Source organism: Bradyrhizobium sp. Unk1 (genome assembly GCF_059512345.1).
Window position 1 is genome coordinate 1 of sequence record NZ_JCAMOP010000055.1, and the last position, 22,992, is coordinate 22,992.

Genomic DNA, 22,992 nt, shown 5'->3' on the forward strand with positions numbered 1-22,992 from the left:
CTACCCTCCAAGGCTTTGCCCGAGGGAATCACAATTGACGAATTACGCAACAGGCCCACAAGGGGAGAAGGGAAGAGCCTCACTCCCCGATCAGCGTCAGCCACTCGTCCTCGGTCAACACCTTGACGCCGTGCTTGTTGGCTTCCGCGAGCTTGGAGCCCGCGCCGGGGCCGGCGACGACGAGGTCGGTCTTCTTCGACACCGAACCCGACACCTTCGCCCCCAGACGCTCCGCGGTGGCCTTGGCCTCGTCGCGCGTCATCTTCTCCAGCGCCCCCGTGAACACCACCGTCTTGCCGGCGACGGCGGAGTTGCTCTTCGGCTTCTCGGCGTCGATGATCTCGACTTCCTTGGTCAGCCGCTCGACGATGCCGCGATTGTGGCTCTCGCCGAAATAATCGGCGATGCTCTTGATCACGGTGTCGCCGATCTGGTCCAGCGCGTCCATCTCGGCCATCGCCTCCTCGTCGCCCTTGGCGACCTTGAGACAGGCGTCGTGGAAAGCGTCCCATGAGCCATAGCCGCGGGCGAGCGCCAGCGCCGTGGTCTCGCCGACATGTCGCATCCCGAGCGCATAGACGAAGCGCTCAAGCGCGATTCTGCGCCGGCTCTCGATGGCGCCGAACAGGTTGCGCACCGAGGTTGCGCCGTAGCCCTCGATCTCCTCGAGCTTCAGCTTCGCGTTGCGCTTCTCCAGCGTGAAGATGTCGGCGGGCTCCCTCACCCATTCCTCGTCGAAGAAATACTGGAGCTGCTTCTCGCCAAGACCGTCGATGTCGAAGGCGCGCCGCGACACGAACAGTTTGAGGTGCTCGATCTTCTGATAGGGACAGGCGAACTCGCCGGTGCAACGGGATCGCGACTCCTCCTCGCCCGCCGCCGTCTCCCCGCGTACGACGTCGGTGTGCAGCGGGCACGGACACTTCTTCGGGAGGTGAAACTCCTTGGCGCTCTTCGGTCGCTTGTCGAGGACGACGTCGACCACCTGCGGGATGACGTCGCCGGCACGCTGGATCACGACGGTGTCGCCGATCCTGATATCACGTCCCTCGCGCAGCACCTCACCCTTGTTGCCGATGCCCTTGATGTAGTCTTCGTTGTGCAGGGTGACGTTCTGCACGATCACGCCGCCGACGCCGACCGGTTCGAGCTTGCCGACGGGCGTGAACGAGCCCGTGCGGCCGACCTGGATCTCGATGTCGCGCAGCACCGTCATGGCGCGCTCGGCGGGGAATTTGTGCGCGATGCCCCAGCGCGGCGTGCGTGAGACGAAGCCGAGCCGTTCCTGCCAGTCGATGCGGTCGACCTTGTAGACGACGCCGTCGATGTCGTAATCGAGTTTTGCGCGCTGCTCCTCGATCGAATGATGGAATGCGAGCAGCTCCTCGACGGAATGACAGAGCCTGGTCAACGGATTGGTCTTGAAGCCGCAGCGCTCGAACCAGCCGATCATGCCGCTCTGCGTACCCTCCGGCATCGCGCTCATCTCGCCCCAGGCATAGGCGAAGAAGCCCAGGGGGCGCGAGGCGGTGATGGTCGGGTCCTTCTGGCGGAGCGAGCCTGCGGCCGAATTGCGCGGATTGGCGAAGATGGTGCTGCCTTCCGCCTTCTGCCGCTCGTTGAGCGCGAGGAACGCCTTCTTGGTCATGTAGACCTCGCCGCGCACCTCGCAGATGTCGGGGACGTTGCGGCCTTTCAGCTTCTGCGGCACGTCTTCGAGCGTACGGATGTTGGCGGTGACGTCCTCGCCTTCGGCGCCATCACCGCGGGTCGCCGCGGTGACGAGCTCGCCGCCCTCGTAGCGCAGCGACATCGAGAGGCCGTCGATCTTCGGCTCGGCCGAGAAATCGACCTTGTCGTCGTCGAGCTTCAGGAAGCGCACGATGCGGCCGACGAAGTCGCGGACGTCCTCTTCGGCAAACGCGTTGTCGAGCGACAGCATCGGAACGGAATGCCGGACTTTCCTGAACCGCCCCGACGGTGCCGCGCCGACTTTCTGGGACGGCGACAGCGCGCTGACGAAATCCGGAAAGCGCTTTTCGATCGCGTTGAAGCGCTGGCGCAACGCGTCGTACTCGGCGTCGGTCACGGTGGGCGCGTCCTCTTGATAGTAGCGCCTGTCGTGCTCTTCGAGTTCGAGCGCGAGCCGCATGTGCTCGACCTTGGCCTGCGCCTTGGTGAGGTCGGCGACGTCGCGAAGCGGCCTTGCTTTGGATTTTGCTGCTCTTGCCATGGTGCTTGGATACGACGGAGCGGGCGGGAGGGTAAAGGCGGTTAGTCTCGTGCCCCGGACGCTGCGCAGCGCGGAGCGGTGCGCTGCAGAGCCGGGGCCTATGTGGCGGCATTCCGGGTCCCGGCTCGCGCTACGCGCGTCCGGGACAAAGTCTAACTCGCCGCCTTGAGCAGCCGTTCGGCGGCTGCTCTCGCCTCCGCCGTGATCTCGGCGCCGGCGAGCATGCGGGCGATCTCCTCGCGGCGGTGGTCGGCGGCCAGCGCATTGACGCGGGTGGCGACGCGCTTGCCCTTGTCGAGGGCGTCCTTGGAGATCAGCAGATGCTGGCCGGCGCGGGCGGCGACCTGCGGGGCGTGGGTCACGGCCATCACCTGCACCTTGCCGGCAAGCCGCGCGAGCCGCCCGCCGATGGCGTCGGCGACCGCACCGCCGACCCCGGTGTCGATTTCGTCGAACACCAGCGTCGGCGCCGAGCCGCGGTCGGACAGCACGACCTTGAGCGCCAGCAGGAAGCGCGAGAGCTCGCCGCCGGAAGCGACCTTCATCATCGGACCCGGCTTGGTGCCGGGATTGGTCTGCACCCAGAACTCGACGCGGTCGAAACCCTGCGGGCCCGGCGCGGCCTCATCGGTCTCGACCTGCGTCATGAACTTGGCGCGTTCGAGCTTGAGCGGCGCGAGCTCGGCGTTGACCGCCTTGTTGAGCTTGTCCGCCGACTTCTGCCGCGCCATCGACAATTTCTTGGCGGCAGCGGCATAGCGCGCGTCAGCCTCGATCGCCGCCTGCTCCAGCTTCTTCAACCGCGAAGCACCGGCATCGATCAGGACGACGTCGGCAGCATATTTGGCGGCAAGAGCGGCGAGCCCATCGACCGGCGTCGAATATTTGCGCGAGGCGGCGCGCAGGGCGAACAGCCGCTCCTCGATGCGCTCGAGCTCGCCCGGATCGAAGTCGGTCGCGGCGAGCGCGGCCAGAAGATGCTGGTCGGCTTCCTCCAGCGCGTTGATCGCGGCGTCGATCGCCTTCACGGCAGGCTCGACCAGCGCCGGCGAGTTGACACCGCGCCGCTCCAGCCGGCGCACGGCGGCCGACAGGGAGGCGACCGGCGAATGATTGCCGCCGACGGCTTCCTGCGCCTCGCGCAAATCGGAGGCGATCTTCTCGCCCTGCATCATGGTGGTGCGGCGACCGGCCAGCGAGGTCTCCTCGCCCTCCTTGGGCGCGAGCTGCTTCAGCTCGTCGGAGGCGTGGCGCAGATAGTCGGCCTCGCGCGCGGCGCGCTCCATGGCGGCGCGGTGCTCTTCCAGCGCGGCGCTGGCCGTGCGGCGCGCGTCCCAGAGCGCTTCGACCGCGGTGACATCCTTCTCGAGCCCGGCAAAGGCGTCGAGCAGGCGGCGGTGGGTGGCGGCATCGACCAGCGCGCGCTCGTCATGCTGGCCGTGGATCTCGACCAGGGCGGCGCCGACCGCCTTCAGCGTCTGCACGCTGATCGACTGATCGTTGATGAAGGCGCGGGTGCGGCCGTCGGCGAGTTGCACCCGGCGGAGAATCATCTCGCCGGTATCATCCAGGCCGTTCTCGGCCAGAATCTTCGTCGCGGGGTGATTTTTGGGGATATCGAAGACGGCGGTGACCTGCCCCTGCTCCGCGCCATGGCGCACGAGGCCGGCGTCGCCGCGGCCGCCGAGCGCCAGCGCAAAGGCATCGAGCAGGATGGATTTGCCCGCACCGGTCTCACCGGTCAAAACCGCAAGTCCGGTGGCGAATTCGATATCGAGCCGCTCGATCAGGACGATGTCACGGATCGACAGACGCGCCAGCATGGAATCAAATTTCCTAGCCGAGACTAAAGGCCTATCTTCTTGAAGGCCCTGCTCATCCAGGAACCCTGATTCTCGCTCGGCTCGAGACCGCCGGATTTTACAAGATTATAGGCGTCCTTGTACCAGCGGCTGTCAGGAAAATTGTGGCCAAGCACCGCGGCTGCGGTCTGCGCCTCGGCGACGATGCCGATCGTCATATAGGCCTCGGTGAGCCGGAACAGCGCCTCTTCGACATGGCGGGTGGTCTGATACTGCGTGACGACGGCCTTGTAGCGGTTGATCGCCGCCGTGTAGTCACGCTTCTGCATGTAATAGCGGCCGACATTCATTTCCTTGCCGGCGAGCTGGTCGCGCGCGCCCTCGATCTTGGCCTTGGCCGAGGTCGCATATTCCGAGTTCGGATATTTGCGGTTCACCTCTTCCAGCGCGGCGATCGCCTTCTCGGTCCGGTTCTGGTCGCGGCTGATGTCCGGAATCTGGTCGTAATGGGAGGCGGCGATCAGGTATTGCGCATAGGCCGCGTCCGGGCTGCCGGGATGCAGCGTGACGTAGCGGGTCGCGGCGCCGATGCAGCCGTCATAGTCGCCGCCCTGGTAGGAGGCATAGGCCGACATCAGCAGCGATTTGCGGGCCCAGTCGGAATAAGGATGCTGGCGGTCGACCTCTTCGAACTTCTTGTTCGCCGCCTTCATGTCCTTCTTCTCGTTCATGAGGTACAGGCCCTCATTATAGATCTTGTCGGCGGGCTCCTCGGTGAAGGTGTCGTCCTTGGCGGTGAACTTGTCCCAGAGCGCGCCGGTGCCGCAGCCGGCCAGCGGCAGCGCGAGCACCACAAAGGTGGCGGCTTGAAGCAGCCCGCGGACTCCAGGCGAGACCGAGAGATATCCGCGCGTCATACGCTGTGCCGACATGAATTTAAGCCCTGACGCCCTGTGATGCGGTGTCCGCCAGCCTATGAACCCCGTCATGGGCGCGAAATGTAGCCGTGGCGCCTGCTATGCGACCACGCCGTGTAACCGAAAAACGATCTCGAACCAACCGGATAGGCAGGCATTTCGCCCGGATTAAGGCGAACGCGCCGCAATCCTAGCCGATCATCGTTACCAGGAGTTTCCCGGGGAAAGCCGCCGCCAAACGCCGGCGGCAACAGAACGCCAGTGGCGACAGGTGTCTTCAGGACACGTCCGGCCCATAGGCCGCGGCGATCCGGCCGCCGACGATGCCGCGACCGACTTCGCCCACGGGACGCGTGGTGCGGCGGACCGCCTCGCCCTCGACCACCCGCCAGGCGGTACGGTCGGCCAGCAGCGCGGTCAGGACAGCGTGGTTGAGCTTGTGACCGCCACGCACCGAACGGTAGGCGCCAAGCAGCGGCAGGCCGGCCAGCGCGAGGTCGCCGATCACGTCCAGCACCTTGTGGCGGGCGCATTCGTCGGCGTAGCGCAGGCCCTCGGTGTTGAGCAGCCGCTCGTCGTCGAACACGACGGTATTGTCGAAGGAGGCGCCGAGTGCATAACCCGCGCTCCAGAGCCGGGCGACGTCGCACATCAGGCCGAAAGTCCGGGCGCGGCCGACTTCGCGGCGAAAGCGCTCCGGGCTCAGGTCGAAGCCGCAGCTCTGCTGGCCGATGACGGGATTGGTGAAGTCGATCTCGATATCCACGCGGAACCCGTTGGCGTAGGGCCGGATCTCGCCGAAGGAGTCACCGACCTTGGCCGAGATCGGTTTCAAAACCTGAATGAAGCGGCGCTGTGCCGGCTGGCTGACGATGCCGGCCTGGTCGATCGCGGCAATGAAGGCCGCCGCGCTGCCATCCATGATCGGCACTTCAGGGCCGTCGATCTCGATGGTGGCGTTGTCGACGCCCATGCCCCGCAGCGCAGCAAGCACGTGCTCGGCGGTGGAAACCAACGGGCCGTCACGATCGCCGAGGACGGTGGCGAAGTCGGTCGCGATCACCTGGTCGGCGGTCGCCTGAATCTCACGGTCACTTCCCTCGAGGCCGGTGCGGACAAAAACAAAACCCGCATCGACGGGCGCAGGCCCAAGCGTGAGAGTGACGGGAAGACCGGAATGAACGCCTACGCCGGCCACGGTGGCTTGCGCACGAAGCGTTGTTTGCCGGCTAAATTTCATTCGGAATCCGCCCCACTACGACCCACTGCGACTTATACTAGACCCGCTTGGCCGGCCAGTGCCGACGGTTGCGAATCTCCGTATCCCCAAGTCACGGCAAACCATAGTCACTGCCTCAAACAAGCCAACTCACGCTTTTTTACCGATTGTTACCCCAAACCTGCCGTATTCGCGCCAAGGCTTAACCAAATTGCGCCGGATTTCGGGACCGTTATCGGCAGTTTTACTGAACCACCAAATACGTAATTAATGATTTAAAATCAGTTGCTTGGTCCCGCAATCCGGACATGCACGGGACAAAAGGAAAGGTCCCGGCAAGCTTCCCGCCGGGACCCTTTTTCGTCAGCCTTATTGTAACAATCCTCACGTCGCCTGACGCCTCAGGAAGGCGGGGATATCAAGATGGTCGTCACCCTGTGGCGCCGGCGCAACAGGCGCCGGGCGGCCATGCATGTCCAGGCCCTGAGGCGCGGGACGGCGGGCATACTCTGATACCGGCTCCGTGGCCGCGATCTGCTGCGCCACGGTCTTCTGGGGCCGGCGATCGGGCAGCGGCGGCATCGCGGGACCGGCGGTGCGGGCTGCGACCGGCGCCTCGCTCTCTTCGTCACGGCGGCCGAGGCCGACATTGGCGAGACGCTGCAGCAGCGACAGGCGGGTCTTCTGCGGGGTCTCTTCTTCCGCCTCGCCGCGGGCCTGACGAAGCTCGGCCTGGGCCGGCATCGGCAGTTCGTCGATACGCGGCATCCTGGGCGCACGGACCGGCCCACGCTCGGCCTGCGGCGGGATGAAGGTATCCGGCGTCATCGGCTCCTGCATCGCGACCGGGGCCATGTCGGGCTCCGGAAACAGGGTCGGCTTCTGCGCGATCGGGCGTACCGTGACGTCGCCATAGGTCTGCATCGGCGCGGGCGCCTGCGGGACCTCGGCAACGGCAGCCGCGATGGCGGCCAGCGCGGCACGCTCGACATTCGGACGCGGCGCGGTCGGCGCGGCAGCGGCCGGGATCTGGGCTTCCAGCTTCTGGGCGCGCTCGGCCATGCGCTGATTGTCGGCACGCAGACGCGCGGTCAGGTCGGCGAGACGGCTCTCGGCAGCGGCGGCCGGAGCAGCGGGAGCCTGCTGCACCTGTTGGATCTGCTGCGGCGCCGCGTTCGCGACCGGGGCGCTGGTGGCCTGGGTGTTGCGGGCGATCGTTGCCTGCTCGATGCCGGTGGCAACGACCGAGACGCGGATCAGGCCGTCGAGCGCTTCGTCGAAGGTCGCGCCGACGATGATGTTGGCGTCCTGGTCGACTTCCTCGCGGATGCGGGTCGCGGCTTCGTCAACCTCGAACAGAGTGAGGTCCTTGCCGCCGGTGATCGAGATGAGGAGGCCCTTGGCGCCCTTCATCGAGCTATCGTCGATCAGCGGGTTGGCGATCGCGGCTTCAGCGGCGGTCAGCGCGCGCTTGTCACCGGAAGCTTCGCCCGTACCCATCATCGCCTTGCCCATCTCGCGCATGACGGCGCGAACGTCGGCGAAGTCGAGGTTGATCAGACCTTCCTTGACCATCAGGTCGGTGATGCAGGCAACGCCGGAGTAGAGCACCTGGTCGGCCATCGCGAAGGCGTCGGCGAAGGTGGTCTTCTCGTTGGCGACCCGGAACAGGTTCTGGTTCGGAATGATCAGCAGCGTGTCGACGACCTTGTGCAGCTCGTTGATGCCGGCCTCGGCGGTGCGCATGCGGCGGCCGCCCTCGAAGTGGAACGGCTTGGTCACGACGCCGACGGTGAGGATGCCCATGTCGCGCGCGGTCTTGGCGATGACGGGAGCTGCACCGGTGCCGGTGCCGCCGCCCATGCCGGCGGTGACGAACACCATGTTGGCACCCGAGAGATGGTCGCGCAGTTCGTCGATCACCTCTTCCGCCGCCGCCGCGCCGACGTTCGGCTGCGAACCCGCGCCGAGGCCTTGCGTGACCGCGGTGCCCATCTGCACGATGCGCTGCGCCTTCGACATCGTCAGCGCCTGCGCGTCGGTGTTGGCGACCACGAAGTCGACGCCCTGAAGGCCGGCCGTGATCATGTTGTTGACGGCGTTGCCACCGGCGCCGCCGACGCCGAACACGGTGATCCGGGGCTTCAATTCGTGAATATCAGGAACATTGATGCTGATGGTCATGTTTGCCTCTCGATCACGCGCGCGTGGGTTCGCCCCGGCCGGCGGCCGCGGGAGTTGGTGAAATGCGAAGGTTGCGGAACCGGTTCATCAGAAGCCCTCGCGTAGCCATCGTCCGACCTTTCCAAAATAACCGCCCGTCCCTGTCTTGACCTGCTGCCGCGTATTTCGCGGTTCGACATGCTCGTGGTGAACATATTGCGGGTAGACGAGGAGCCCGGCCGGCACCGCGAACGCGGCGTTCTTCGCCTCGTTGGGCAGCCGGCCGAAACCGAGCGGACGTCCGACCCGCACGGGCCGGCCGAGAATCTGTGTGCCGAGTTCAACGAGGCCGGTGAGCTGCGAGGCGCCGCCGGAGAGCACGACGCGGCCGTTGGGCTCTGAGGCGAAGGGCGAATCCTTCAGCTTGTCCCGAACCATTTCGAAGACTTCCTCGGCACGGTGCTTGACGATGTTGGCGATGGTGGCGCGGGAGACGATCTGCGGCAGATCCTGCTCGTCACCGGCTGTCGGTACAGACATCAGCTCACGCGAGTCCGATCCGCCGGTGATGACGGTCCCATATAACGTCTTGATTCGCTCGGCATCGGCAATGGTCGCGGAGAGTCCACGCGCGAGATCCATCGTGATGTGTTGCCCGCCGACCGCAAAGCCCGCCGCATGCACGAAGCGGCCGCCGGAATAGACCGCGATGGTGGTGGTGCCTGCGCCCATCTCGACGACGGCGGCGCCGAGATCTGCCTCGTCGTCGGTCAACACCGACAGGCCAGCCACATAGGGGCTCGCCGCCATGGCTTCGACATTGATGTGGCAGCGCTCCACCGCCAGCATCAGGTTACGGGCAACGGTGGCATCGCAGGTGACGACGTTCATGTCGACGCCGAACTGATGCGCGACCATGCCGCGGGGATCGCGGATGCCCTTGACGCCGTCGAGCGTGTAGCCGACCGGCAGCGCGTGCAGCACGGTGCGGCCCTCGCCGGTGGCGTGGCGCATGCCGGTGGAGGTGACGCGGCTGACATCGGCCGGCGTTACGGCGCCACCGCGGATGTCGGCCGCGGCTTCGACCAGCTGGCCGGAAAGCCGGCCTCCGGAGACGGACAGCAGCACGGACTCGACCCGCACCTTGGCCATCTTCTCCGCCAGCCCGACGGCCTGGCGCACCGCCTGCTCGCATTCGGCGAGATCGACCACTGCGCCGGCCTTCATGCCGCGCGACTGGATCTGGCTGTAACCGATCAGCTCCACCGCGTGGGTACGGTCGCGCAGGGCTTCGCTCGGCGCCGACGGCTTCAGCCGCGCGATCATGCAGGCGATCTTGCTGGTGCCGATGTCGAGGCAGGCGACGATGCCGCCGCGCTTGTGCGGCATCGGGCGCGTCTTCGGGGTCTGGGTGCGATCAAGACCGGTCATGCGGCGTCCCCGGCCTTCTTTTTCTTCTTGTCCTTGAACAGGTCCTCGCGCGCCTTGGCGGCGTCGTCGGACAGCTGCACCACCAGGCGATCGGGCAGGCGCATGTCGACGGCGACGATGTCGCGGGAGAACAGCTTGTCCTCCTTGTCGAGCCTGGACAGCGTCGCGAGGGCGTTGCCGACGTCCTGCTCGGGCAGACGGATGTCGAGGCCATCCTTGAGCCTCAGGTTCCAGCGCCGCTCGCCGACATAGATCGCGGCCTTGGTCACCGAATTGATCTGCGGATAGCGCGCCAGCAGCGCCAGGAAATCGCGCGCCTGGGTGTCGGCGCCCTTGCCGACCACGAGCGGCAGCGACAGGAACCGGCGCGAGACGTAAGGCTCGAGTACGGCGCCGTCATCGGCGATGACGGAGAGCCGGCCGGCCTCCTGCCACAGCGCGAACGCCTGGCGCTCGGTGATGTCGATCATGAGCCGGCCCGGATAGAGCTTCAGTACGGTCGCATCCGCAATCCAGGGATTGGCCTTGAGCTTGTCGCGCACGACGTCGGCGTCGAGGAACAGCAGCGAGGAGCGGCCGCTGACGCCGCCGACCGCGAGGATCTCGTCCTGGCTGAGCTGCTTGCGGCCGTTGATCACGACCGAGGTGATGCGAAAGCCCGCGGAATTGGCCAGCGCGTTGCGGGCATCGCTGACCGCGGCGATGAAATCCTGGAGGTGGCCGCCCCTTACGATGCCGAAGCCGCAGCTTCCGACCAGCAGCAGAACGGTCATGGTGATCCCGACCCGGCGCGGCGCATAGCGCTCGACCAGCGCGACCACGCGCGGCGGCGGCTCGCGCTCGACGACGGGCTTGGCTTTGGTCTTGGACCTGATCTTGTTCTGGGCGACAGCGCGCTTCTGCTCACGTTTTTCTTGCACCCACTCGCGCAGAAGCACGACCGCTCCGATAGCGGCCGCCTTCAGGTCAGCTTGGGGCCTCAGCGATCTCAGAAACGACCGGGTGAGGCTTCCTGCACCATCCATTGCACGAGCTCGTCAACAGTTAGCCCGCGACATCGCGCGGGTCCTGGCGAACATGACGTCTCGGACTTGCCGGGCCGGGTGCTGGTCTTCAGAAGAAGAAAACCTCTCCCCTTCAAAGCGTTCGCTGGAGGTGACATCACCCGCAACAGCCCACGCGCCGGCAGCCAAAGCGTCATATGCGCCGCCAGCGTTAACCTTCGGACGTCCTGGTAAACAAAAGGTAAACTTCGTTAACGCCGGATGCGTTTTGCCCAGGCATGTGAGGCATTTATGCCGCGATGTCCGGCATTTTACCGGTTTTGGGTTCCAAAACCGGCCATTTCGCCGGTTCGGCCGTTAACCAGTCCTAATTATTTTCTTACGCCCCGACCGGCGAGCTCGACCAGGCCGCGCAGGAAGTCGACGAACTCGATGCCTTCGGCTTTCAGCGCCTTGGGGTAGAGCGAGGACTTCGTCAACCCGGGCAGCGTGTTGGTTTCGAGATAGATCAGGCCCCTGTCGGAGACGATGAAGTCCGAGCGGGAATAGCCGGTGCAGGACATCGCGCGATGCGCCAGCATCGCCTGCTCCTTCAGCGCAGCGGTGATCTCGGGCGAAAAACGGCCGGGGCAGATCTCCTGGGTCGACTTCAGGAGATATTTTGCGGCGTAGTCGAAATTGCCCTCGCCCGGAATGATCTCGATCGGCGGCAGCGACATGATCGAGCCGTCGGTGCGCTCCAGCACGCCGCAGGTGGCCTCGACGCCCGCGATGTAGGGCTCGATCACATAGTCTTCGTGCTTCGCCGCATTGCGGACGGCGACGAGATCCTGCCTGGCGTTGACGAAGATCAGGCCATAGCTCGAGCCGTCGCGCGCCGGCTTTGCGATCAGCCGGCCGTATTCGGCGAAGGCCTCGTCGATCTTGTCCAGCGCAACGTTGGCCGGCGGCGTCACGCCGCCGAGCGCGGCGAAATGCTTGGCCGCGATCTTGTCGAAGGCGAGATGCGAGGAGGCCGAGCCCGATCCGGTGAAAGGCACGCCACGCGCCTCGCACATCACCTGCAATTCGCCGTTCTCGGCGCGCCCGCCATGCAGGCCGAGCACCAGCACGCGGCCCTCCGCCTTGGCCTGGTCGAGCGCCTGCCCCAGCGGAATGCCTGATGTGCCGGGCTTGAACTCGTCCTCGAACGGACGGGCGTGTTCGAGCAGTTGCTTCGACTGCACGACATGCACCTTGTCCTCGACGTCCCACCACCAGAGATCGGCCTCGGGCAGCGCCTGATGGAGCGCCTGGGCTGAGGCGACCGAAACCAGACGCTCCCGGTTGGAGCCGCCGAAGAGGATGGTGATGCGCATGTTCTCTCGTCGCCTGTCCAGGTTAGCCGGGAATTCCAATCCGCTTGATTTCCCAATGTAGCTCAATTCCGGAGTTTGCCTTCACCCGTTCGCGCACGGTCTCGCCCAGCGTCTCGATGTCGTGCGCGGTGGCATCGCCCGTGTTGATCAGGAAATTGCAGTGCATCTCCGAGACCTGCGCACCGCCGACGCGCAGGCCGCGGCAGCCGGCGGCGTCGACCAGCTTCCAGGCGGAATGGCCGGGCGGGTTCTTGAAGGTCGAGCCGCCGGTCTTTTCGCGGATCGGCTGCGCGGTCTCGCGATGGCTCTGCACCTCCGCCATCCGCGCGCGGATCGCATCAGTATCCCTGATCTCGCCGCGAAAGCGCGCGGAGGTGAAGATGATGGAGGGATCGACGCCGCTGTTGCGGTAGACGAACTTCATGTCGGCATTCGAGAACACGTGCTTGCTGCCGTCCCTCGCAACGCCGGTCGCCTCGATCAACACGTCCTTGGTCTCGCCGCCATTGGCGCCCGCATTCATGCGCAGCGCACCGCCGATGGTGCCGGGAATGCCGAAGTAGAATTCGAGCCCGCCGATATTGGCGGAGGCCGCCACTTCCGCCACGCGCTTGTCGAGCGCGGCAGTTCCAGCGGTGACGACATCGCCGTTCGCGCTCGCCTCGCCAAAGGCGCGCGGCGCCAGCCGAATCACCACGCCCGCAATGCCACCGTCGCGCACGATCAGGTTGGAGCCGACGCCGACGACATAGACGGGAATGTCGGCTGCAAGATGCGCGAGGAAGTAAGCGAGATCGTCCTCATCCGCCGGCGTGAACAGCACCTGCGCGGGACCACCGACCCGAAACCAGGTGAGTTCGGCCAGCGACTGGTTGGCCAGCATCCGGCCGCGCAGCTCCGGCATCGCGGCTTTGAGTGAGGGTGTGATGTCGGGGAAGGTCATGCGGAGATGCTCGCTTCGCGTGAGGGGCGCACGCTGCCTCTGTTCCCTCCCCCCTTGCGGGGGAGGGTTAGGGAGAGGGGTGGCCCCAAGCGAGATCGGAGTTCGTGGCCACCCCTCTGCCCCGCCCTCCCCCGCAAGGGGGGAGGGAGCGCGGTGTGCCGTGTGGCAGCAGAGGAGTTACACAAGCGCATGTTCACCCCAGCGCCTTCAATTCGCCGGGCAGCGCATACGCCCATTGCGTGATGTTGCCGGCGCCCAGGCACACGACGAGATCGCCCGACTTCGCCAATCCCTTGACGATACCCGCGAGCTCCGGCGCTGCCGGCAGGCCGATCACCTCGCGGTGGCCATGGGCGCGCAGTCCCGCGACGAAATGATCGCGGTCGATGCCGTCGATCGGCGCCTCGCCGGCGGCGTAGACATCGGCGACAACAACCGCATCCGCATCGTTGAAGCAGGTGCAGAATTCCTCGAACAGCGATTGCAGGCGGGTGTAGCGATGCGGCTGCACCACGGCGACGATCTTGCCGTTGGTGGATTCCCGCGCCGCCTTCAGTACGGCTGCGATCTCGACGGGGTGATGACCGTAATCGTCGATCACCGTGACGCCGTTCCACTCGCCGGTCTTGGTGAAGCGGCGCTTGACGCCGCCGAAACCTGCGATCGCCTTGCGGATCGCCTCGTCCGACACGCCGAGCTCGCGCGCGACCGCAATCGCGGCCGTCGCGTTCGAGGCGTTGTGGCGTCCCGGCATCGGCAACATGAGATCGGCGATCTCGTGCACGGCGCCGGTCTTGCGGTCACGAAACTCGACCTTGAACTTGGAGCCACCGCCCATCGGGGTGAGATCGACGAGCCGCACATCGGCCTGCGGATTCTCGCCATAGGTGATGATGCGGCGATCCTCGATCCTGCCGATGAGGCTTTGCACGACGGGATGGTCGATGCACATCACGGCGAAGCCGTAGAACGGCAGGTTCTCGACGAAATGCCTAAACGCGTCCTGCACCGCCTCGAAGGTCTTGAAGTGATCGAGATGCTCGGGGTCGACATTGGTGACGATCGCGACATCGGTCGGCAGCTTCAGGAACGTACCGTCGCTCTCGTCCGCTTCGACCACCATCCAGTCGCCGGCACCGAGGCGCGCATTCGAGCCATAGGCATTGATGATGCCGCCATTGATCACGGTGGGATCGAGGCCGCCGGCATCGAGCAGCGTTGCGACCATCGTGGTCGTCGTGGTCTTGCCATGGGTGCCGGCGATGGCGACGCAGCTCTTCAGCCGCATCAGCTCGGCCAGCATCTCGGCGCGGCGCACCACGGGAATGCGGCGTTCGCGCGCCGCCATCAGTTCCGGATTGTCGCGCTTGATCGCGGTGGACACGACGACGACCGCAGCGCCGTCGACATTCTCGGCCTTGTGACCGACCGAGACCGTTGCGCCCGCCTTGCGCAGACGGTCGAGATTGTAATTGTCGGAGGCGTCCGAGCCCTGCACGGCGTAGCCGAGATTGACCAGCACCTCGGCGATGCCGCTCATGCCGATCCCGCCGATCCCGACGAAGTGGATGGGTCCGATCTCGCGCGGCAGTCTCATGCTCTGTTCCCTGACCTTGCCGCCGGAAAGGCGGCATCTGGCGAAGGTCACGGCCAAATCAGCCGCGCCGTTCTTACTGGATGCCCCGCTTTGGAAGGCCAAGACAAGGGCTTTTTCGCGTCAGATTCTCGCGACTTTGATCACCAGATCGGCCAAACGTTCGGCCGCATCGAGCCGCCCCGCCCCCTTCGCGGCTGCGGCCATGGAGGCAAGACGCGCGGGCTCTGCGGCGAAACCCGAGATCTCGGACGTCAGCCGGTCGGAGGTGAACTCGGTCTGCGGGATCCGGATCGCGCCGTCGACCTTGGCCAGCACGCCGGCATTGGCGAACTGGTCCTGGTCGATCGAGCCGGGCAGCGGCACCAGGATCGAGGGCCGTCCGATCGCGGCGAGTTCGGCGACCGTGCCGGCGCCGGAGCGCGACACCACCAGATGGTTGGAGGCGAGCCGCGCCGGCAGATCGGTGAAGAACGGCGCGAGCTCGGCATTGATCCTGAGCTTGTCGTAGACCGCGCGCACGCGCGCCATGTCCTCGTCGCGCACCTGCTGGGTGAGGACGAGCCGGCTCCACAGTGCCGGCTCGAGCCGCTCGATCGCACCCGGGACGATGTCGGCCATGATGCGCGCGCCCTGGCTGCCGCCGACGACGAGCAGGCGCAGCGGTCCGTTCGCTTCAGGCGCGACATAGGGCACGGCGGCTGCGGCGAGGATCGCCGGACGCATCGGCGTGCCCACGGTCGTGGTCTTGCCTGCCAGCGCCGGATCGCGGTCAAGCACGCCGGGCAAGGACGTCGCGATGGCGCAGACGCGGCGCGACAGGAACCGGTTGGCGCGGCCGAGCACCGCATTGGCGTCGTGGATGATGCCAGGGACGCCCGCAAACTTCGCCGCAACCAGCGGCGGCAGCGTCGGATAGCCGCCGAAGCCGACGACGGCGACTGGCTTGAGCCGCTTGATCAGGCGATACGCAGAGAGCGTGCCGGCGGCGAGCGTGAGGCCGGCATAGGCGAGCTGTAATGGATTGCGGCCACGCGCGGTCTCGCTCGAGACGACGTCGATCATGTCCTTGCTGAACAGCCCGCTATAGCGCAGCGCCCGCTCGTCCGTGACGAGGCGGACGCGAAAGCCGCGCCGGATTAGCTCGACACCGAGCGCCTCGGCCGGAAACAAATGGCCGCCGGTGCCGCCCGCGGCGAGAAGAATCAGGGGGGAAGGGTCCATGAAGACTGCTTTTACAAGGTCTTTCTCGTCATTGCGAGCGAAGCGAAGCAATCCAGACTGCCTCTGCGGAGACAGCCTGGATTGCTTCGTCGCTTCGCTCCTCGCAATGACGGCTTACGCGTAACTGCGCATCGCCTCGGCGTGGCCGCGTGCCTCGACTTCGGTGCGCGGGCGCAGCCGCGTCAGCGCCAGCATCATGCCGACACCATAGGCCAACGACACGATCGAGGAGCCTCCATAGGAGATGAAGGGCAGCGTCATGCCCTTGGCGGGGATGAGCTGGAGGTTGACCGACATGTTGATCGCGGCCTGCACGCCGAACAGGATCGCAAGGCCGGACGCCGCAAAGCGCGAGAACATGTCCTCATTGGCGTAGGCGCGCGACAGCGTGCGGATCACGACGAAGGCGAACAGCGCCAACATCGCAAGGCACAGGATGATGCCGAACTCTTCGGCGGCAACCGCGAACACGAAGTCGGTGTGACTGTCAGGCAGGCTGCGCTTGGCGATGCCCTCGCCCGGCCCGAGCCCGAACCATCCGCCGTTGTAGAAGGCTTCCATGGCGGTATCGACCTGGAAGGTGTCGCCGGAGGCCGGATTCATGAAGCGCTTGATGCGGCCGGCGACGTGTGGAACGAACAGATAAGCGCTGAACAGACCGGCCGCGGCGGCGCCAGCAAGACCGAATACCCAGATCATGCGCATGCCCGCGATGAAGAACAGCGAGCCCCACACCATCAGGACCAGCATGGTCTGGCCGAAATCGGGCTCCATCACCAGCAGCGAGACCAGCATCAAGAGCAGCACCAGCGCCATCGAGGTCGCCGGCATCTCCGGCCGCCTGGTCGATTCCGCGAACAGCCATGCGGCGACAACGACAAACGATGGTTTTGCGATTTCGGAGGCCTGGATGTTGACGCCGAGCAGCGTGATCCAGCGCCGCGATCCCTTCACTTCGGGGCCGATCGCGAGCGTCAGCACGATCAGGATGATACTGGCCGCGAAGATGATCAGGGCCGAGCGGCGGATCGCGCGCGGCGACAGGAAGGACACCCCGAGCAGCACCAGGCAGGACGGCGCCAGGAACATCACGTGGCGGCTGAAGAAGTGGAAGGGATCGAGCCCGATGCGGGTCGCAACCGGCGGGCTCGCCGCCAGCGACAGGATCACCCCGGTCAGCATCAGCGCCAGGATGGCGCCCATCAGCGGCTTGTCGACGGTCCACCACCACTCGGAAAAGGGGGTGCGTTCTTCACGGGAGAGCATGGGCGGCCGCTTTCGGACAGAGGTCGGTCCATTGGTCGCCGAGGTTGGTTTACGGGGGGTTAAGGAGATCGATAACTTTGGAGATAGCGACAACGCGACCACAAATGGTGGTCATGCCCCGGCTTGACCGGGGCATCCAGTACGCCGTGGCCTCCCGGCTCAAGCACCGCCTCTGGGATACTGGGTCGCCCGGTCAAGCCGGGCGACGACAGCGGAGCAAGGAGTAGCCGCGCCCTACACCACCGGCTTCACACCCGGCAGTGCCTGCACCAGCTCGCGGAACTTGGTGCCGCGGATCTCGAAGTTGCGGTACTGGTCAAAGGACGCGCAGGCGGGTGACAGCAGCACCACTGCATCCGCGAGGACTGAGGCTTCCGCATCGCGCGCGGCGTGCTCGACGGCGACGTCCAGCGTCTGGCTGATCTCGTGCGCCACTTGCGTGCCCAGCGTTCCCGAAAATTCCGGCGCGGCCTCGCCGATCAGATAGGCCTTGCGGATGCGCGGGAAGTAGCCGGTCAGGCCAGTGATGCCGCCCGCCTTGGGCTTGCCGCCGGCGATCCAGAAGATTTCCGAAAAGGACGACAGCGCATGCGCGGTGGCATCGGCATTGGTGCCCTTGGAGTCGTTGACGAACAGCACGTTGCCGCGGCGGCCGACCTGCTCCATGCGATGTGCAAGGCCCGGAAAGCTGCGCAGGCCGTTCTGCAGCACATCCAGGCTGATGCCCATCGCGAGCGCGGCGGCGGCGGCGCAGGCCGCGTTCTGCGCGTTGTGCTGGCCGCGGAGCGAGCCGATGCCGCCGAGCTTTGCGACCTCGCTCCGCGCGCCGCCCGCGGTGCGCACGATCGTGCCGTGCTCGACATGGATGCCGGAGGCCAGCGGGTTCCTGACGGAGATCCGCACCACGTTCTTGCCGGCGCGGTCGAGCCGGTCGGCGATGTCGCGGCAGAAGCCATCGTCGACGCCGACGATCGCGGTGCCGCCTGCCTGCACGCCCGCGACGAGACGCTCCTTGACCGCAGCGTAATGCGCGATGGTGCCGTGACGGTCGATGTGGTCCTCGCTGACATTGAGCAAAATGCCGACGGAGGGATCGAGCGAGGGCGTGAGGTCGATCTGGTAGGACGACATCTCGATGACGTGGACGCGACCCGTGCGCGGCGGCTCCAGCGACAGGATCGCGGTGCCGATATTGCCGCCCATCTGGGTGTCGTAGCCGGCGACCTTTGTGAGATGCGCAATCAGCGCCGTCGTGGTCGATTTGCCGTTGGTGCCGGTGATGGCGACGAACGGCGCGTTCGGCGCGTGACGGCGACGCTCGCGGCAGAACAGCTCGATATCGCCGATCACCTCACAGCCGGCCTCGCGCGCCTTCAGCACGCTCCAGTGCGGCACGGGATGCGTCAGTGGCACGCCGGGCGCGAGCACCAGCGCCGCGAAATTCACCCAGGAGACGTTGCGCAAATCGGCGGTGATGAAACCCGCTTGCGCGGCCTTGGCGACGTTCTCCGCATCGTCGTCGGCGGCGATCACCTCGGCGCCGCCCGCTTTCAACGCGTGACAGGACGCAAGCCCCGAACCGCCGAGGCCGAACACCGCGACCGTCTTGCCCGCGAAAGACGTGACCGGGATCATCGATCGATCACCGCAGCTTCAGCGTCGAGAGACCGGCAAGCGCCAGCATCACCGAGATGATCCAGAAGCGGATCACGATCTGCGGCTCGGTCCAGCCGAGCTGCTCGAAATGGTGATGGATCGGCGCCATGCGGAAGATGCGTTTTCCCGTCATCTTGAACGATACCACCTGCACAATGACGGAGACCGCCTCCAGCACGAACAGGCCGCCGATCACCGCGAGCACGATCTCGTGCTTCACCGCGACCGCGATTGCGCCGAGCATGCCGCCGAGCGCGAGCGAGCCGGTGTCGCCCATGAAGATCGAGGCCGGCGGCGCGTTGAACCAGAGGAACCCGAGACCGGCGCCCAGGAGCGCGCCGCAGAGCACCGCGAGCTCGCCGGTGCCGGCGACATATTTGATCTGGAGGTAGTCGGCGAACACCGCGTTGCCGGCGAGATAGGCGATCATCGCAAAGCTCGCGGTCGCGATCATCACGGGAACGATGGCGAGGCCGTCGAGACCGTCGGTGAGGTTCACCGCGTTGCCGGCGCCGACGATGACGAAAGCGCCGAACACGACGAAGAACCAGCCGAAATGCAGCACGGTGTCCTTGAGGAAGGGAATCGTCAGCGCGGTTGACGCGGGATCGCGGTTCAACCGCACCAGCGCATAGCAGGCGACCAGCGCAATGGCGGCCTCGATCAGCAGGCGCAGCTTGCTGCCGAAGCCCGTCGTGGTCTGCTTGGTCACCTTGAGGTAATCGTCATAGAAGCCGACGAAGCCGAAGCCGAGCGTCACCGCCAGCACGATCCAGACATAGGGGTTGAGCGGATTGGCCCACAACACGGTGCCGACCGTGAGGCCGGACAGGATCATCAGCCCGCCCATGGTGGGCGTGCCTTTCTTGGCGAGATGCGATTGCGGGCCGTCGGTCCGGATCGGCTGACCCTTGCCCTGACGGATGCGCAGATGGTCGATGATCCAGGGCCCGAACAGGAACACGAACAGCGCGCCGGTGACGACGGCGCCGCCGGTGCGGAAGGTGATGTAGCGGAAGACGTTCAGGAAGGTGCGAACGGCACCGAAGCCGGGAAATGTGTTGGAGAGCTCGATCAGCCAGTAAAACATTCAGACGATCCTATGGCGCCTTTGCACGCGGCCCTGGTATTGGCCTTGACTTGTCTCACGCGCATTCGCGGGTCTTCTTCATGGGTCGGGCGACCTCTGGGAAAACGGACGGCTTCGCGCCGCAAAGGGTGGGATTCGGGAACTGCGCCTTCCAAGCAGTTTACGCCTTTGCCTGCAAGGCGGCCACTAGGCCCGGCACAAACTTGTTGACCCAGAACATCTTCTTGCTGCCCTTGACAACCACGACATCGCCTGCCCTCAGCAGATTTGCGACCTCGCCCGGCTTCAGCGTGGCGGGGTCGTCGTGCCAGCCCAGGCCCTTGCCCGCCGGCAACACGTCGTAGAGATGGCGCATCAAGGGACCGACGCAGTAGACGCCGTCGATGCCGTCGAGATGCTTGGCGAGGGCCGTATGGTAGCTTGGTGCGTCATCGCCCAGTTCCAGCATGTCGCCGAGCACCGCAATGCGGCGGCCGGCGGTAACGTTGCGCGCCTGGAGGCTTTGCAGTGCAGCAGCCACGCTGGCCGGATTGCCGTTGAAGCTGTCGTCGATCACGGTGACGCCGCCGATCGCCTGCTCGACGCCACGGCCGGTCATGATGCCGACCCGGTCGAGCTTGATCGCGAGCGTCGCCGCATCGAGGTTCGCCGCGCGAATCGAGGCGAGCGCCGCGAGCGCATTCTGCACGCGGTGCGGTGCGCCCGGCGTCAGGCTGAACGCGATCTCCTTCTTGCCGAGCGCGGCCACGACCTGCCAGCTCTCGCCATGCGGCGCGTGCGCGACCTCGTGCACCTCGGCTTTCTCGCCGAACCGTACCACCTTGCCCTTCCAGTCCGGCGCCTTGATCCCGGCAGGCAGCACCAGCACGCCGTCCTCGCGCAGGCCGAGCGCGATCGACACCTTCTCGCGCCTGATGGCTTCGAGCGAGCCGAGCTTTTCCAGATGCACCGGCTGAACGTTGACGACGAGCGCGACGGTCGGCCGCGTGAGCTCGCTGAGCCGCGCGATCTCGCCGGTCTGGTTCATGCCCATCTCGACGACCCACAGACTGGCATCGGGCTTGGCGTTGCACAGCGTCAGCGGCACGCCCCAGAAATTGTTGAAGCTCGACGGGCTCGCATAGGCGCCGGGATAGGCCGCAAGGAATTCCTTCGTGCTGGTCTTGCCCGCACTGCCAGTGAGCCCGATCACAGGTCCGTTGAAACGAGCGCGTGCGGCGCGTGCGAGGCCCCAGAGACCGTCGATCAGCGTGTCCTTGACGACGATCTGGGGAATGCCGATGCCGGCGATCTCGTGCGGCACGATCATCGCGACCGCGCCCGACGCCTCCGCCTTGTCGGCGAACTCCCAGCCGTCACGCGCGCTGGCGAAGGCCGAGATGAAGCCGCCGCTCGGCGTGCCGCTGAGCGCGACGAACAGGCTGCCCGGCTTCACCAGGCGGCTGTCCTGGGTAACGAACTCGATCGGCGTGTCCGGAAATGATCCCGCAGCGCCCAGCGCACGCGCCACGTCGGCAACCGTCCATATTGGCGCGCTCATGCATTCCTCGACGCTAATGCGGCGGCGACCGCCTCGTGATCACTGAAGGGCAGCACCTCGCCGCCGACGATCTGCCCGGTCTCGTGGCCCTTGCCGGCGACGAGCAGCGCATCACCGTCTTCCAACTCCGCGATCGCAGTGCGGATCGCCGCGGCGCGGTCGCCGATTTCGCGGGCACCTTTTGCGGTGGCGAGGATTTCGGCGCGAATGGCTTCCGGCCTCTCGCTGCGCGGATTGTCGTCGGTGATGATGACGCGGTCGGCGTTCTCGGCCGCGATCTCGCCCATGATCGGGCGCTTGCCGGCATCGCGGTCGCCGCCGGCGCCGAACACGACGACCAGCCTGCGTTTTGCGTAAGGCCGCAAAGCCTGCAACGCCTTCTCCAACGCGTCGGGCTTGTGGGCGTAGTCGACGAAGATCGGCGCACCGTTGCGCTCGCCGACGCGCTCGAGCCGACCCTTGGCGCCTTCGAGATGTTCGAGGCTCGCAAACACGTTGGCCGGATCGCTGCCGGTACCGATCGCCAGACCGGCCGACACCAGTGCGTTCTCGATCTGGAATTCGCCGGCCAGCGGCAGCCGGACCGCATAACGCTTGCCGCGATGCTCGACGGCAAGGACTTGCGAAAAACCTTCGACCTCGGCGCCGGCGAGACGAATGCCCTCACCTGCCCCGTCGCCGTTGCGGCCGACCGCCATCACGCGCAGGCCGTGCGACCTCGCAGCATTGATTGCTTCCGCCGAGCAATCATGGTCGGCGGAGATCACCGCCGCGCCATCCGCCGGGACCAGCTCGCGGAACAGGCGCAGTTTTGCTGCGAGATAATGCGCGACGGTGGGATGGTAATCCATGTGGTCGCGCGAGAGATTGGTGAAGCCGCCGGCGGAGACACGGACGCCGTCGAGGCGGTACTGGTCGAGCCCGTGCGAGGACGCCTCGAAGGCGAGATGCGTCACGCCTTCGCGCGCGATCTCATCGAGCTGCCGGTGCAGCGCGATCGGATCCGGCGTCGTCAGCGAACCGTAGACGGTGCGCTTGGGCGAGACGAGACCAATGGTGCCGATGCTGGCGGAGGCATGCCCCAGCCGCTCCCAGATCTGGCGCGTGAACGCGGCGACCGAGGTCTTGCCGCTGGTGCCGGTCACCGCCACGATGGTCCCGGGCTGCGCGGGGAAGAATTTGGCCGCAGCCAGCGCCAGCGCGCGGCGCGGATTGGCCACGGTAACGAACGGCACCTTGCTGGCCGCTGGCGCATGGTCGCCGACGATCGCCACCGCGCCTGCCGCAATCGCGGCATCGATGAAGCGCGCGCCGTCGGTCTTGCTGCCCGCGAGCGCGAAGAAGAGATCGCCGGACTTGACCACACGGCTGTCGAGCGCAACGCCCGTCACATCGAGCGCCGCGACAGCGGGCTCGATTGCGGCATCATTGCCCAGAACGTCCTGACCTAGGAGGTCGCGCAGCTTCATGGTCTTCCAGTCGACATGCCGTGCCGGAAAGCCGAATCTTCGGAAAAGCCGCGACTCAGCAGCGGCGACGGCCTCCCCCGTTG

At 66.0% G+C, this 22,992-nt stretch carries 16 protein-coding genes; all 16 read right to left on the minus strand.

Annotated features, from left to right (window positions below; all coding sequences use genetic code 11):
• Window positions 1–79 precede the first annotated feature (79 nt).
• The 16 genes from ligA to AC5ZFO_RS41685 all read right to left on the minus strand — a co-directional run bounded on the left by ligA (window position 80) and on the right by AC5ZFO_RS41685 (window position 22,909).
• Window positions 80–2,233: an NAD-dependent DNA ligase LigA gene (ligA, locus tag AC5ZFO_RS41610; RefSeq protein ID WP_282525402.1), complete on the minus strand. Its 2,154-nt coding sequence runs from the start codon at window positions 2,231–2,233 to the stop codon at window positions 80–82.
• A 152-nt stretch (window positions 2,234–2,385) separates the two neighbouring features.
• A complete protein-coding gene (recN, locus tag AC5ZFO_RS41615) occupies window positions 2,386–4,056 on the minus strand; it encodes a DNA repair protein RecN (RefSeq protein WP_282525401.1) in 1,671 nt (556 codons plus the stop codon).
• Window positions 4,057–4,079: 23 nt separating this feature from the next.
• Window positions 4,080–4,967 (minus strand): outer membrane protein assembly factor BamD, encoded by an 888-nt coding sequence (locus tag AC5ZFO_RS41620; RefSeq protein ID WP_282525400.1) that lies wholly within the window; start codon window positions 4,965–4,967, stop codon window positions 4,080–4,082.
• Window positions 4,968–5,229: 262 nt separating this feature from the next.
• The gene (gene lpxC / locus AC5ZFO_RS41625; RefSeq protein ID WP_231143143.1) at window positions 5,230–6,192 is read right to left on the minus strand and encodes a UDP-3-O-acyl-N-acetylglucosamine deacetylase; all 963 of its coding nucleotides are present in this window, start codon (window positions 6,190–6,192) and stop codon (window positions 5,230–5,232) included.
• Window positions 6,193–6,555: 363 nt separating this feature from the next.
• On the minus strand, window positions 6,556–8,355 hold the full coding sequence (ftsZ, locus tag AC5ZFO_RS41630; protein ID WP_282525399.1) for a cell division protein FtsZ: 1,800 nt from the start codon (window positions 8,353–8,355) through the stop codon (window positions 6,556–6,558).
• Between the two features lie 87 nt (window positions 8,356–8,442).
• The gene (ftsA, locus tag AC5ZFO_RS41635) at window positions 8,443–9,765 is read right to left on the minus strand and encodes a cell division protein FtsA (RefSeq protein ID WP_282525398.1); all 1,323 of its coding nucleotides are present in this window, start codon (window positions 9,763–9,765) and stop codon (window positions 8,443–8,445) included.
• Complete coding sequence (locus AC5ZFO_RS41640) at window positions 9,762–10,790, minus strand: cell division protein FtsQ/DivIB (RefSeq protein ID WP_282525397.1); 1,029 nt, start codon at window positions 10,788–10,790, stop codon at window positions 9,762–9,764. The genes ftsA and AC5ZFO_RS41640 overlap by 4 nt, the downstream gene beginning before the upstream one ends.
• Window positions 10,791–11,140: 350 nt before the next feature.
• A complete protein-coding gene (locus tag AC5ZFO_RS41645; protein WP_282525396.1) occupies window positions 11,141–12,127 on the minus strand; it encodes a D-alanine--D-alanine ligase family protein in 987 nt (328 codons plus the stop codon).
• Between the two features lie 22 nt (window positions 12,128–12,149).
• A complete protein-coding gene (gene murB / locus AC5ZFO_RS41650) occupies window positions 12,150–13,070 on the minus strand; it encodes a UDP-N-acetylmuramate dehydrogenase (protein ID WP_282525395.1) in 921 nt (306 codons plus the stop codon).
• Window positions 13,071–13,263: 193 nt separating this feature from the next.
• Window positions 13,264–14,667, minus strand: coding sequence for a UDP-N-acetylmuramate--L-alanine ligase (murC, locus tag AC5ZFO_RS41655; protein ID WP_282525394.1), 1,404 nt, complete (start codon window positions 14,665–14,667; stop codon window positions 13,264–13,266).
• Between the two features lie 120 nt (window positions 14,668–14,787).
• A complete protein-coding gene (gene murG, locus AC5ZFO_RS41660; protein ID WP_282525393.1) occupies window positions 14,788–15,888 on the minus strand; it encodes an undecaprenyldiphospho-muramoylpentapeptide beta-N-acetylglucosaminyltransferase in 1,101 nt (366 codons plus the stop codon).
• 114 nt (window positions 15,889–16,002) lie between these two features.
• Window positions 16,003–17,154, minus strand: coding sequence for a putative lipid II flippase FtsW (gene ftsW / locus AC5ZFO_RS41665; RefSeq protein WP_282525392.1), 1,152 nt, complete (start codon window positions 17,152–17,154; stop codon window positions 16,003–16,005).
• 234 nt (window positions 17,155–17,388) lie between these two features.
• Window positions 17,389–18,789 (minus strand): UDP-N-acetylmuramoyl-L-alanine--D-glutamate ligase, encoded by a 1,401-nt coding sequence (gene murD / locus AC5ZFO_RS41670; protein ID WP_282525391.1) that lies wholly within the window; start codon window positions 18,787–18,789, stop codon window positions 17,389–17,391.
• 7 nt (window positions 18,790–18,796) lie between these two features.
• A complete protein-coding gene (mraY, locus tag AC5ZFO_RS41675; protein WP_028156369.1) occupies window positions 18,797–19,900 on the minus strand; it encodes a phospho-N-acetylmuramoyl-pentapeptide-transferase in 1,104 nt (367 codons plus the stop codon).
• 160 nt (window positions 19,901–20,060) lie between these two features.
• On the minus strand, window positions 20,061–21,440 hold the full coding sequence (locus tag AC5ZFO_RS41680; protein ID WP_282525390.1) for a UDP-N-acetylmuramoyl-tripeptide--D-alanyl-D-alanine ligase: 1,380 nt from the start codon (window positions 21,438–21,440) through the stop codon (window positions 20,061–20,063).
• Window positions 21,437–22,909 carry a UDP-N-acetylmuramoyl-L-alanyl-D-glutamate--2,6-diaminopimelate ligase gene (locus tag AC5ZFO_RS41685; protein ID WP_282525389.1) on the minus strand — a complete coding sequence of 491 codons (1,473 nt, stop codon included), beginning with the start codon at window positions 22,907–22,909 and terminating at the stop codon, window positions 21,437–21,439. Before AC5ZFO_RS41685 ends, AC5ZFO_RS41680 begins: the two co-directional genes overlap by 4 nt.
• Window positions 22,910–22,992: the final 83 nt, after the last annotated feature.